At 70.2% G+C, this 12,093-nt stretch carries 14 protein-coding genes; 10 read left to right on the top strand and 4 right to left on the bottom strand.

Going from position 1 to position 12,093, the window contains the following annotated elements:
- Positions 1–22 precede the first annotated feature (22 nt).
- From ACN28F_RS25030 to ACN28F_RS25075, 10 genes are all read left to right on the top strand, one after another.
- A complete protein-coding gene (locus tag ACN28F_RS25030) occupies positions 23–778 on the top strand; it encodes a TIGR03936 family radical SAM-associated protein (protein WP_421361497.1) in 756 nt (251 codons plus the stop codon).
- Positions 779–921: 143 nt separating this feature from the next.
- A complete protein-coding gene (locus tag ACN28F_RS25035; RefSeq protein WP_289210309.1) occupies positions 922–4,164 on the top strand; it encodes an Rne/Rng family ribonuclease in 3,243 nt (1,080 codons plus the stop codon).
- 195 nt (positions 4,165–4,359) lie between these two features.
- Positions 4,360–4,674 carry a 50S ribosomal protein L21 gene (rplU, locus tag ACN28F_RS25040; RefSeq protein ID WP_282228659.1) on the top strand — a complete coding sequence of 105 codons (315 nt, stop codon included), beginning with the start codon at positions 4,360–4,362 and terminating at the stop codon, positions 4,672–4,674.
- Positions 4,675–4,683: 9 nt separating this feature from the next.
- Positions 4,684–4,941: a 50S ribosomal protein L27 gene (gene rpmA, locus ACN28F_RS25045; protein ID WP_278114042.1), complete on the top strand. Its 258-nt coding sequence runs from the start codon at positions 4,684–4,686 to the stop codon at positions 4,939–4,941.
- Positions 4,942–5,149: 208 nt separating this feature from the next.
- Entirely contained in the window at positions 5,150–6,655 is a 1,506-nt protein-coding gene (gene obgE / locus ACN28F_RS25050) for a GTPase ObgE (protein ID WP_289210310.1), read from the top strand.
- Positions 6,656–6,764: 109 nt separating this feature from the next.
- Positions 6,765–7,235, top strand: a complete 471-nt coding sequence (locus ACN28F_RS25055) for a GNAT family N-acetyltransferase (RefSeq protein WP_289210311.1) — start codon at positions 6,765–6,767, stop codon at positions 7,233–7,235.
- 58 nt (positions 7,236–7,293) lie between these two features.
- Entirely contained in the window at positions 7,294–7,698 is a 405-nt protein-coding gene (locus tag ACN28F_RS25060; protein WP_289210312.1) for a hypothetical protein, read from the top strand.
- A 90-nt stretch (positions 7,699–7,788) separates the two neighbouring features.
- Entirely contained in the window at positions 7,789–8,208 is a 420-nt protein-coding gene (locus tag ACN28F_RS25065) for a hypothetical protein (protein ID WP_289210313.1), read from the top strand.
- Positions 8,209–8,211: 3 nt separating this feature from the next.
- Positions 8,212–8,439, top strand: a complete 228-nt coding sequence (locus ACN28F_RS25070; RefSeq protein WP_353850534.1) for a helix-turn-helix transcriptional regulator — start codon at positions 8,212–8,214, stop codon at positions 8,437–8,439.
- A 53-nt stretch (positions 8,440–8,492) separates the two neighbouring features.
- Positions 8,493–9,503 (top strand): NAD(P)-dependent alcohol dehydrogenase, encoded by a 1,011-nt coding sequence (locus ACN28F_RS25075; protein ID WP_289210314.1) that lies wholly within the window; start codon positions 8,493–8,495, stop codon positions 9,501–9,503.
- A 7-nt stretch (positions 9,504–9,510) separates the two neighbouring features.
- Here ACN28F_RS25075 and ACN28F_RS25080 read toward each other — a convergent pair whose 3' ends face one another.
- From ACN28F_RS25080 to ACN28F_RS25095, 4 genes are all read right to left on the bottom strand, one after another.
- Complete coding sequence (locus ACN28F_RS25080; protein ID WP_421359972.1) at positions 9,511–10,086, bottom strand: HipA domain-containing protein; 576 nt, start codon at positions 10,084–10,086, stop codon at positions 9,511–9,513.
- Positions 10,087–10,140: 54 nt separating this feature from the next.
- A protein-coding gene (locus ACN28F_RS25085; protein ID WP_421359974.1) for an IS3 family transposase occupies positions 10,141–11,324 on the bottom strand; the annotation gives its coding sequence in 2 pieces (ribosomal slippage) (positions 10,141–11,069 and positions 11,069–11,324; 1,185 coding nt in all).
- A gap of 36 nt (positions 11,325–11,360) precedes the next feature.
- Complete coding sequence (locus tag ACN28F_RS25090; protein WP_421359976.1) at positions 11,361–11,768, bottom strand: HipA N-terminal domain-containing protein; 408 nt, start codon at positions 11,766–11,768, stop codon at positions 11,361–11,363.
- Positions 11,746–12,027 carry a helix-turn-helix domain-containing protein gene (locus ACN28F_RS25095; RefSeq protein ID WP_289210316.1) on the bottom strand — a complete coding sequence of 94 codons (282 nt, stop codon included), beginning with the start codon at positions 12,025–12,027 and terminating at the stop codon, positions 11,746–11,748. Before ACN28F_RS25095 ends, ACN28F_RS25090 begins: the two co-directional genes overlap by 23 nt.
- Positions 12,028–12,093: the final 66 nt, after the last annotated feature.

A 12,093-nucleotide genomic window follows, 5' to 3' on the forward strand; every position in this document is an offset into this window, starting at 1 on the left:
CCGGTACGCCAAACGCGGGCCGCTGCGGTTCACGTCGCACCGTGACTTCGCCCGCGCGTTCGAGCGGGCGTTGCGCCGGGCCAACGCGCCGGTCGCCTTCTCCCAGGGGTTCACCCCGCACCCGAAGATCTCGTACGCCAGCGCCGCGCCGACCGGCGTCGCCAGCGAGGCCGAGTACCTGGAGATCGGCCTGCAGCGGGCCGTCGACCCGGACGAACTGAGGGTGGCGCTCGACGCCGCCCTGTCACCCGGGCTCGACGTGTTGGCCGCGGTGGAGTCGGCCGGCGGCAGCCTTGCCGACCGGATCGACGCCTCGCACTGGCGGATCGAACTCGCCGGCGTCGGGTCGGCGCAGGCCGAAACAGCGGTCGCAGCCTTCCTCTCCGCCGGTGAGGTGCTCGTCGAGCGCCTCACCAAGCAGGGGCGGCGCACCTTCGACGCCCGCGCCGCGGTACTGCGTATGACGGTCGCGGCCGGGGCCGCCACCCCCGCCGGACCAGGTGTCCGACCCCCGGACGGCCTACCTTCCGAGGTCAGCTCGGTGCCGTGTGCGATACTCGACCTAGTCGTCCGGCAGGTCACCCCGTCGGTACGACCCGATGACGTCCTTTCCGGCCTGCGCGTCATGGCCGACCTGGAGCCGCCGGTGCCGCCCCGCGTGACCCGGCTAGCACAGGGAACACTGACCGCGCAGGGGGAGATCGTCGATCCGTTGGAGGCGGATCGCGTCGGACAGCCATCGGTGAACGCCAGCCGTGTTCCGGCCGGCGCTCAGTAAGCCAGACTTCGGCGGTCTGCCTCCAGGTCTTTGGCCCACCCGGGTCGGGAGCCCAGCGGTGTGACCGCCGGAACACCTTTTGCGGCAACCCTGCGTGGCAGCGCTCACCCGCGCCCGGGGCAGCCAGAACTGGAGAACGTCCAATGCTCGACAACGAGCCCGAGGGCGGGAAGCGTACCGGTGGGGAACCGGGCGACGACACCGCCGATGTGACCCGATCCGCACCTGCCCGGACCACCCGGCGGCGGACCAGCAAGGCTGCGGCCGCCGCTGCGGCCGAGCCGGCCGCCGCGACGGGGGCCGCTGCGGCCGCCAGCCCGGATCCGGCCGCCGCTGCCGCCGAGGCCGGCGGGCAGACACCGCCGGAACCGGCTGTCGCGCCACGGACCCGCCGACGCCGCGCGGTCGCGGCCGAGCCGGTCGGCGAGGCCGTCGCGGTGGAACCGACCGGGGAGGCCGTCACACCAGCGCCGGCCGAGCCGGTGGAGCCGGTGAAGAAGGCGACCCGGACCCGGCGCAAGAAGACCGCCGAGCCGGCGGTCGTGGTACCGGTCGAGGCCAGCGAGCCGGCCCCCGGCGCGGCGGCCCCCCGGATGACGGCACCGTCGGCGGTGGAGCCGGCCGGGCCGCCCACCCCGGCCAGCGAGCCGTTGACGACCGGCCCGGCGACGGAGGCGACCGACGGCGAGGCGGCTGTCGAGGAGCCGGCTGCCGACCAGGTCGCGGCACCGACCACCCGTGGCCGGCGGCGCAGCGCCGCCACCCCGCCCGCCGTGCTGTTCATGGCACCGGACCCGCAGACCGCACCGCCCGTGGTCGGGCGGGCCGCAGCGGTGGCGACCGCCGCGACCACTGCCGCACCTGCCGCCGCCGCGCCGACGGCCAGCGCCGTCCCAACCGAGGGTGACACCGAGACCGAGGAGCCGGTACGGCGCCGTCGGCGGGGCCGCCGTGGCGCCGACAGCGAGGAACCGGCGGCGTCGCCGGTGCCCGACGAGGCCGCCGCCGTGCCGGTCGACGAGGCCGATGACGCGACCGATGAGGCCGACGAGGCCGACGACTCCGACGACGACACCCCTGCGGGCCGTCGGCGGCGTCGCCGGGGCCGGCGCGGCCGTGGCCGGGGCAAGGGCGGCACGGACGACGACACCGACGTCGACGAGGAGTCGGCGTCGGCGGATGCCGAAGCGGAGGCGGCCGACGACGGCGACACCGCCGACGGTGACTCGCTGACCCGTCGGCGCCGCCGTCGGCGTCGACGCGGATCCGGCGACGCGGAGTCGGGTGCCGAGGACGGCGTACCGACGGTGGTGAAGATCCGTGAGCCGCGTAAGAACGTCGACGAGGTGCAGGGTGTCACCGGCTCGACCCGGCTGGAGGCCAAGCGGCAGCGCCGCCGGGACGGCCGCGAGCAGCGCCGGACCCGGCCCCCGATCCTGAGTGAGTCGGAGTTCCTGGCCCGTCGGGAGGCGGTCGACCGGGACATGGTGGTCCGCCAGCGTGGGGACCGTACCCAGATCGCGGTGCTGGAGGACGGCATCCTCGTCGAGCACTACGTGACCCGGGCCTCGTCCGGCACGATGGCCGGCAACGTCTATCTCGGCAGGGTGCAGAACGTGCTGCCGAGCATGGAGGCCGCCTTCGTCGACGTGGGGCGGGGCCGCAACGCCGTGCTGTACGCCGGCGAGGTCAACTGGGACGCCACCGGGTTGGAAGGGCGGGCCCGCTCGATCGAGCAGGCGCTGCGCTCCGGTGACTCGGTGCTCGTGCAGGTCACCAAGGACCCGATCGGCCACAAGGGGGCCCGGCTCACCAGTCACATCGCGCTGTCCGGGCGGCACCTGGTGTACGTACCGAACGGCAACGCCTCGGGGATCAGCCGTAAGCTGCCCGACACCGAGCGCAAGCGGCTGCGGGACATCCTGAAGAAGCTGGTGCCCGACGGCGCCGGCGTGATCGTGCGGACCGCCGCCGAGGGGGCCAGTGAGGACGAGCTGGCCCGCGACGTCAAGCGGTTGCAGGCGCAGTGGGACGACATCCAGGCCAAGGCCGGTTCCGGCGGCGCGCCGACGCTGCTGTACGAGGAGCCGGATCTGGTCATCCGGGTGGTCCGGGACCTGTTCAACGAGGATTTCCGCGAGCTGGTCGTGCAGGGCGACACCGCGTACGGGCTGGTCGAGTCGTATCTCGCGCACGTGTCGCCGGACCTGCTGCCCCGGTTGCGCCGGCACGCCGGCGTGGCGGACGTGTTCGCCGACCGGCGGATCGACGAGCAGATTCTCAAGGGTCTGGACCGCAAGGTCTTCCTGCCTTCCGGCGGCCACCTGGTGATCGACCGGACCGAGGCGATGACCGTGATCGACGTCAACACCGGCAAGTACACCGGTGCCGGCGGCAACCTGGAGGAGACGGTCACCCGCAACAACCTGGAGGCCGCCGAGGAGATCGTCCGTCAGCTGCGGCTGCGCGACATCGGTGGCATCGTGGTGATCGACTTCATCGACATGGTGCTGGAGTCCAACCGTGAGTTGGTGCTGCGTCGGCTGACCGAATGCCTGGGCCGGGACCGGACCAAGCACCAGGTGACCGAGATCACCTCACTCGGGCTGGTGCAGATGACCCGCAAGCGCATCGGTGCCGGGCTGCTGGAGGCGTTCAGTGAGACCTGTGACTGCTGCAAGGGCCGCGGACTGATCATCCACACCGAGCCGGTGCCGGAGAAGGCCCGCTCGGCCGGCGGCGGCGCGGGGGAGAAGGTCAAGGCGGTCGCCGCCGCAGCCCCGGCCGCCCCAGCTGCCCCGGCCGCGCCGACGACGGCCGCTGGTCGACGGCGCGCCCGCAAGGCCGCCGAGACCGCACCCGAGGTCGCCGAGGTGGCAGCTGACATCGTCGAGGACGTGGTCGAGGTCGCGCCGGACGTGGTCGAGGCGGCGGGTGACATGACCGGGTTGCCGGGCGTCGACGCAGCGGGCACCGCGCCGGAGCCGGCTGTGACGCCGCCGGCCAACGCGGCGTCGGTGCCGGTCGTGGCACCGGAGCCGACGGCTGCCGCAACACCGGCCGGCCCGTCGACCGGGCCGGTCGTCTCCGGGGTGATCACCGGGGTCATCGGTGGTTCGGGCGTCGTCAGCCCGCAGCCGGTCGTGGCCGCGACGGAGGACGAGGACGAGACCATGGGCTACGACCTGTCCCGGTACGAGGTGGACGAGGTCGAGCCGGTCAGCAACGGGGCGGGGTCGACCCGCCTCGCCGGGGACGGCGACCCGGATCTGGCCGGCGATCCGGACGAGGACGACCCGGAATCGGACGTCTCGGGCGGGGAGCATGCCTCCGGCGGTCGGCGGCGGGTGCGCCGGACCGGTACCCGGCGTCGTACCCGCCCCTGACCGGGGCACCGATTTGAGGGACGCCACCGGCATGGCGTAGTCTTGCCGGTGGCGTACCCGGTGCGCCAGGTTCCCGTGTGCCCGTGACCCTCAAGGTCCGCCACCCCCGGTGCCGTGTCCGTACGGATCGCCGCGAGGGTGACGAACCGTCACGAACACCATCCGCCAGCGACAAACGACAGGAGTCCGCGTCCGATGTACGCGATCGTCAAGACCGGCGGCAAGCAGTACAAGGTCGCTGAGGGCGACGTGATCGAGGTCGAGAAGCTCACCGGTGCCCCCGGCGACGCGGTGGCGCTTCCCGCAGTGCTCCTCGTCGATGGCGACGACCTGGTGACCGACGCGACCGCGCTTGCCCAGGTCGCGGTGACCGGCGAGATCGCCGCGCACACCAAGGGTCCGAAGATCCGGATCCACAAGTTCAAGAACAAGACCGGCTACCACAAGCGCCAGGGTCACCGCCAGCCGCTGACCCAGGTCAAGGTGACCGGCATCTCGAACGGGAAGTAGGCACCAGACATGGCACACAAAAAGGGTGCATCCAGCTCGCGTAACGGTCGCGACTCGGAAGCCAAGCGCCTCGGTGTCAAGCGCTTCGGCGGTCAGGTCGTCAGCGCCGGTGAGATCCTGATCCGCCAGCGTGGCACCAAGTTCCACCCCGGCGACCTGGTCGGCCGGGGCGGCGACGACACGCTGTTCGCGCTGGCCGCCGGGTCGGTGCAGTTCGGCACGAAGCGTGGCCGCAAGACGGTCAACATCGTGCCGGCGGCACAGTAGCGACTGCCGACAGCGCCGCCACGGCGGCCGCTGGGCGTCGCGACGGCGACGTGTCGAGTAGAACGCGACGAGCGGGCTGTGGACCTGGTGTCCCGGCCCGCTTTGTCGTGTACGTCGGCGGTCGGCGACGACGTCCGGTCATGCTGACGCGTGGGGTGGGTGGCGGATCTGCACCCGCAGACCGCGCGATCGAGGAGAGGATAAGGCTGTGACGACCTTCGTCGACCGGGTTGTGCTGCACGTACTGGCCGGCAACGGCGGGCACGGTTGCGTCTCGATCCACCGGGAGAAGTTCAAGCCGTTCGGTGGTCCGGACGGCGGTAACGGCGGGCACGGCGGAAGCGTCACCCTCGTCGTCGACCCGCAGGTGCACACCTTGCTGGACTTCCATTTCCGGCAGCACGCCAAGGCCGAGAACGGCAAGGGCGGTGCCGGCGGCAACCGAGACGGCGCCAAGGGCGCCGACCTGGTGCTCAAGGTGCCGAACGGGACGAACGTGCTGACCCTCGACGGTGAGGTGCTGGCCGACCTCGTCGGGGTGGGCACCAGCCTGGAGATCGCCCGGGGTGGCCGGGGCGGTCGGGGCAACGCCGCACTGGCCAGCGCCCGACGCAAGGCACCCGGCTTCGCCGAGCTCGGTGAGCCGGGCGAACAGCTCGACGTCGTACTGGAGCTCAAGAGCGTCGCCGACGTCGGACTGGTCGGGTTTCCGTCGGCCGGCAAGTCGTCGCTGATCTCGGTGATCTCGGCGGCCAAACCCAAGATCGCGGATTATCCGTTCACCACCCTGGTGCCGAACCTCGGCGTGGTCCGCGCCGACGAGCACACCTTCACCGTCGCCGACGTACCCGGCCTGATCCCCGGCGCGGCGACCGGCAAGGGACTCGGTCTGGAGTTCCTGCGCCACATCGAGCGGTGCGCGGTGCTGGCGCACGTGGTGGACACCGCCACGCTCGAGCCGGGGCGGGACCCGATGGCCGACATCGACGCGATCGAGGCCGAGCTGGCGGCGTACGGCGGCCTGGCCGACCGTCCCCGGTTGGTGATCCTGAACAAGATCGACGTGCCGGACGGTCGTGCGATGGCCGAGCTGGTCCGCGCCGACCTGGCCGCCCGGGGGCTGCCGGTCTTCGAGGTCTCCACGGCCACCCGGGAAGGACTGCGGGAGCTGACGTACGCCCTGGCGGACATGGTCGCGCAAGCTCGGGCGGACGCACCGGAGCTGGAGCCGACGAGGATCGTGCTGCGCCCCGCCGCGGTCGACGACGCCGGGTTCACCGTGGAGCCGCTGGCCGACGGCGAGTTCCGGATCCGCGGCACCCGGCCGGAGCGGTGGGTACGGCAGACCAACTTCGACAACGACGAGGCTGTCGGTTACCTGGCCGACCGGTTGGCCCGCCTCGGGGTGGAGGAGGCGCTGGCCAAGGCGGGGGCCCAGCCGGGTGCGCTGGTCCGGATCGGCTCGTGGGAGTTCGACTGGCGGCCGGAGCACTTCGCCGAGGTGGAGTACGTGCCGGGTTCGCGGGGCACCGACGTGCGGCTGGAGGAGCCGTCGACGCGGGTGGGTGCCGCCCAGCGGCTCGCCGACCGCAAGGCGCGGCGGCAGCGCTTCGAGGACGTCGCGGGTGCGTCGACCGGTGGCGTTGGCGAGACCGCCGGGGCTGCTGCGGGCGACCCGGCAGGCCCACGAGTGGACGTACCCGAAAGTAACTGAACGTTACGGTAGTGGTGTGGTCGGCTGATCGGCGAGTTGTCGAAGTTGGGCCTGATCCTGGCCAACTGGACGAAACCTCCAGGAAACGCGCCGCGCCTACCGTGACAGAGTGTTAATTGAGCGTCGCCCGTCCATCGATCCGGAGGTCGCCGCGCTGGTCGCGACCCAGCAGCGCGAGCTGGCCGAGTCAACCGAGGCGCCCCGTGGTGGTCGGCCGGTCGTTGCGATCGGCCGACCGGGCCACGACGATGCCCGGTACCTGGTCTGTGTGGTCGACGGGCGTGCGGTGGCCTGCGGCGCCGTCCGGTCGGTCGACGGGCAGACCGCCGAGATCACCCGGATGTACGTGCGGCCGGCGTACCGGGGCCGAGGGATCGCTCGGCATCTGCTGACCGCGTTGGAGGAGTCGGCGTACGCGCTGGGCCACACGGTGTTCCGGCTGGAGACGGGCAGCAACCTCGCGGTCGCGCTGCGCCTGTACGCCTCGGCGGGGTACGCGCAGATCCCGGCGTCCGGTGACGACCCCGCCGGTCCGTACCGCGTCTGTTTCGAAAAGCGGCTTCCCGCTGCTGCCGCGTGACGCCGGGTCCGGGCGACGGGGTGGCCGATGTCGGGGCAATGGTGGACGATGTCAGGCCATGAGCGATTCGCCGGTTCTGAACAGCATCGAGGCCATTGACGCGCATCTGGCGGTCGCCATCGAGCGGTGGGAACGCAAATGCCGAGGGGTCCGGTTCGTGCTCTGCGATGGCGATGACCGGGTGCAGATTCACTGCCCGGTGGACGATCTGCCGACGAACCCGGACCCGGCTGTCTGTCGCCGGGCGGTCGAGATCTTCGCGACCGCGCTCGCCGAGCGCGCCAGGGGCGGATCGATGTTGGTGGTGCTGACCCGGCCCGGGTCGAGTGCGGTCAGTGATCCTGACCGGGTCTGGTTCCACGCCGCGTACGACACCTGCGGCAGAGTCGGGGTGCGGCTGCTCGGAGTCCACCTGGTGACGCCGACGGACCGGCGGCCGATCCTGCTCGACGACGCACTCTGAATCGGCCCGGTCGTGTAAAAGATTATTGACATCTCGTCAGGTCTTCTTTACCTTGGAGATGTCAAACTTCCTTTACATGAGGGGCGTGCGGTGTCGTACGAGGAGAAGGGCACCTGGGTGTTCCTGGTGACCACCCTGGGCACGTTCGTGGGCTACGTCGTCGCTGTCGCCCGCCGGGCCGGTGATCAGCCGCTGACCGAGGCGCCGTACGTGTCGACGATGTTGTGGGCGGTCGGCATCGCCGTCGTCGCGTCCATGGTCGTGCGGATCGTGGTCGAGATGGCCGCGCCCAGCGAGACCTACCAGATCGACGTGCGCGACAAGGACATCAACCGGCAAGGTGACTACGTCTCCGGGCTGATCCTGTCGGTCGGGATGGTGCTGCCGCTCGGGCTCACCCTGGCCGAGCTGGACCACTTCTGGATCGCCAACGCCATCTACGCGGTGTTCGTGGTCTCCACCTCCATCGGCGCGATCGTCAAGATCGTCGCGTACCGGCGGGGGTGGTGACGCGTGGGCAAACCGACCAGGGTGACCAACTCGATCCGGGCACTGCGCTTCGCCAACGGTGAGATGACCCAGGCCGAGCTGGCCAAACGACTCGGCGTCACCCGGCAGACGGTGATCGCGATCGAGCAGGGCAGGTACTCGCCGTCGCTGGAGATGGCGTTCCAGATCGCCCGCGTCTTCGCGGTCCCGCTCGACGCCGTCTTCCAGTACGCCGACGACGAACCGGCCTGACCGCCGGTTTCTCCGCCACCCCGTCCACCACCCTGTTTCCGGGAGGGCCCGCCATGCAAGCGATCACCCAGGACGCGTACGGCCCGCCGCAGGACGTGATGGTCCTGCGCGACGTTCCCCGCCCGGTGCCGGGCGAGCGTGACGTACTGGTCCGCGTGCACGCCACGCCGGTCAGCGGCACCGACTGGCACCTGGCCCGGGGGCTGCCGTACGTCGCCCGGCCGATCACCGGCTGGCGTCGACCGAAGTCCCGGATCCCCGGCTACGACCTGGCCGGCACCGTCGTCGAAGCTGGCCCGGCGGTGACCACCCTGCGCCCCGGTGACCAGGTGTACGGCTGGGCGGCCGGCACCTTCGCCGAGTACGCGGCGGTGCCGGAGAAGCAGTTGGTGCCGATTCCGACCGCCCTCACCCTGGAGCAGGCGGCGGCGGTCCCGATCGCGGCCTTCACCGCGCTGCAGGCGGTCCGCGACGGCGCCGGTCTGCGGCCCGTCGGCACCGGGGACTCGCCGTCTGCCGGCGGCCCGGGCCGCCGGGTGCTGATCACCGGGGCGTCCGGCGGTGTCGGGACCTACGCCGTTCAGTTCGCCAAGGCGTACGGCGCCCAGGTCACCGGCATGTGCCGGACCAGCAAGATGGACCTGGTCGCCGGGCTTGGCGCCGACGAGGTGGTCGACTACACCACCACCCCGCTGCGCGACCTCGGCCGCCGATTCGACGTGCTGATCGACCTGTACGGCAATCCGTCGCTGGCCGAGGTCGCCCGGGTGCTGGTCCCCGGCGGCACCATCGTCTACGTCGGCGGCACCGGTGGCCGGTGGTTCATGGGCGTCGACCGGTGGCTGCGGGGCATGGCGCTGGCACCGCTGCGCCGGCTCCGCACCCGACCGGTGATCCACTCCGACAGCCGCGACGACCTGGTCACCATCACCGCGATGATCGAGTCAGGGGCGGTCCGACCGGTGCTGGACCGCACGTTCCCGCTGGCGCAGGCGGCCGAGGCGATCCGCTACGTCACCGCCGGCGAGGTACGCGGCCAGGCCGTACTGCGCTGCGCCGGCTGACCACCGGTCACACCTCGGTCAGCACCTGACGGCACCGCGCCGCGCGACTGGTCACCCGCTGGACCAGGCGGACCGGCAGTGTGCTGCCGAGTGAGCGGACCGCGTCGTCGTCGGCAGCGGCCGCGAAACAATCCGGGGTACGGGCTGCCAGAGCGTCCACCTGCGTCAGTATTTCCTGTGCGTCGAGTCCGTTCTGTTCGGCGAACCGACGCCAGTGACGACCCCGGACAGCATCGACCCGGTATTCACCACCGATCCGCATCGCCATCCGCAGTTTCGGCAGATACATGTCGTCGTAAGGTAGCGCGCTGGCCACGTCGTAGAGCGGTGCCAGCCGCACCTGCGACCCGGCAAGTAGGAGAGAGTAGTTCTTCGCGTGCGCATCGGTGCCAGCGATGATCCAGTTGAACGCCAGGGCATCGACGAATCGGGAAATATGTTCGGCGGCGACCCCTGCCGGTCTGACTTCTCGCCGAAGTAGCTCGATGATCTGCTCGGGTGACGGCCCGCCTTCGTTCTGGTACTTCCGCATCGGCGCTATCGCGAGTGCCTGGCACGTGTCTTCCTGGTGGATCCGGTGCAACGCCCCGCGACTGAGGGGCCTCGCGTTTTCCGGACAGTGGTTCGGCCGGTTCTTTCACGCCGCGATTTGAAGGTTCTCGAACTCTGCGTGGACTTCCCGGGGAGGTCGGTAGCCCACCGCTGAATGCAGACGCTGACGATTGTACCAGAATTCGATGTAGGCAGTAACGTCCCGGCGTGCCGCCTCACGAGTGGGATACTTCACACGCGACACGCGTTCGTTCTTCAGCGCACCGAAGAACGATTCCGCCATCGCATTGTCGAAACAAGTTCCGGTCCGGCCAGCAGATCGCCGCAACCTCAGATCCCGCAGCGTTCTGCCGTAGTCGTCCGACATGTAGTTGCTGCCCCGGTCCGAATGAAAGATGGCGTTCTTCCTGAGTTCGCGATTCCGGGCGGCGTTACGGATGGCGCGGGATATCAACGGCGTCTGGTAGTGGTCGTCCATCGCGTATCCGATGACTTCCTTCGTGCAGCAGTCGATGACGGTCGCCAGATACAGCCACCCCTCGCCGGTCGGGATGTACGTGATGTCGCCGACGAGCTTCTCGCCAGGCGCGTCGGCGGTGAACTCCCGGCCGACGAGGTCAGGCACCGTGCCGGACGACGACTGGGTGAGACCCCACCGCCTCGGGCGGGGCTGGCACGGCACGAGCCCGAGCTCGCGCATCAGCTGGCGGACGAGTTCCGGCCCGGCGGACACGCCCTGGCGCCGCAGTTGCGCGTGGACACGTCGATGCCCGTAGGTGCCGTCGGACGCGGCGAACACCTCCTCGATGGCCGATCGAAGGTGGGCGCGGCGGGTGGCGGTCGCGGAGTCGGGGCGGGTTCGCCATTCGTAGTATCCGGACCTGGACACGCCGAGTTGTTCGCACATGAAGTCGACGGGGTAGGCGTACTTCGCGGTGTCGAGTCGCATCGTCTCGATGAACTCGTACAAGCTCGTTACCGAGGGTCCTTCGCGAAGTACGCCGCGGCTTTTTTCAGGAAGCTGTTCTCCATTTCGAGTTCCCGGTTGCGACGTTCGAGTTCCTTCAGTCGAGCGCGCTCGTCGACGCCGATCGGTGGGCTGTCCTGGGCGCCGCTGTTTTCCCGCCGGTACTGGCGGACCCAGGAACGGAGCGTCTCCGGGTGAACGTCGATCTCCCGGGCAACCTGCGACACTGGCTTGTTCGACTGTAGAACGAGTTGCACTGCTTCTTCACGGAACTCTGGGGTGTATGAGCTTATGCGTGCCATCGCGCTTCTTCCCTCGACTTTCCTTACAGGGTAACCTTATTGGCTCCCTGTCCGGAATCCTCGGGGCACCTCAACGGCCGCCTGCACGCGTTCCTGGGTGACGAGTTGGGCCGCGCCCGCGCAGTCCTCGCCGACGTGTCGAAGAAGGGCGAACGGGTTGCCGGCCGAGACCTGGTAGTCACGTGCCCAACGCTCCAGGACCCGCTCGTTGTCCGGTAACAGGCCCCACATCATCGTCCGCACCGCTGGATCATCGTGGGTACGGTGTGCCAGCGGCATCGACAGGGATATCGGTGTCGCATCCTGTCTGGCCTGCCAGTCGTTCTCGTACGAGAACATGAACCGGCCATCACGCTGTTGGGTGATCACCCCGACCACGGAGCCGGCCATGATTGCGGTCAACGTCGTCGCGGCGCTCGTCTCAGTCTGCTCGGCCACGGCCACCCTCAAAGTCCTTCAACAGCTCGTCCAGGTCGATGCCGTTTGCGCCGGGAGGAGGGAACGAGACGTTCACGGTGGCACCCAGCGCGCTCAGGGTCCGCAGGGCCAGGCCGACCTCGGCTGATGTCTTTCCCGCCTCCAGGTCGGAAAGCCACCGTCGACTCACCCCCGCTTGCTGGGCAAGACGGGCCTGCGTCCAGCCCTTGTCCTGTCGGCTCTGCCGGACGAAGAGCCCGAGGTCTCGTGCGTCGCTGATTCGCATCCTGTTCCGATCGTGTGCGCGTACGTACCCAGGTTAGCTGTTGTGCGCGTACGTACCCAGCATTTC

The organism is Solwaraspora sp. WMMA2101 (genome assembly GCF_049179175.1).
Lineage (GTDB): Bacteria > Actinomycetota > Actinomycetes > Mycobacteriales > Micromonosporaceae > Micromonospora_E.

Coding starts and splice junctions, on each gene's coding strand:
- ACN28F_RS25095 (WP_289210316.1), bottom strand. CDS start 12,027: ATGCGAATCAGCGACGCACGAGACCTCGGGCTCTTCGTCCGGCAGAGC.
- rplU (WP_282228659.1), top strand. CDS start 4,360: ATGTACGCGATCGTCAAGACCGGCGGCAAGCAGTACAAGGTCGCTGAG.
- ACN28F_RS25060 (WP_289210312.1), top strand. CDS start 7,294: ATGAGCGATTCGCCGGTTCTGAACAGCATCGAGGCCATTGACGCGCAT.
- rpmA (WP_278114042.1), top strand. CDS start 4,684: ATGGCACACAAAAAGGGTGCATCCAGCTCGCGTAACGGTCGCGACTCG.
- ACN28F_RS25035 (WP_289210309.1), top strand. CDS start 922: ATGCTCGACAACGAGCCCGAGGGCGGGAAGCGTACCGGTGGGGAACCG.
- ACN28F_RS25075 (WP_289210314.1), top strand. CDS start 8,493: ATGCAAGCGATCACCCAGGACGCGTACGGCCCGCCGCAGGACGTGATG.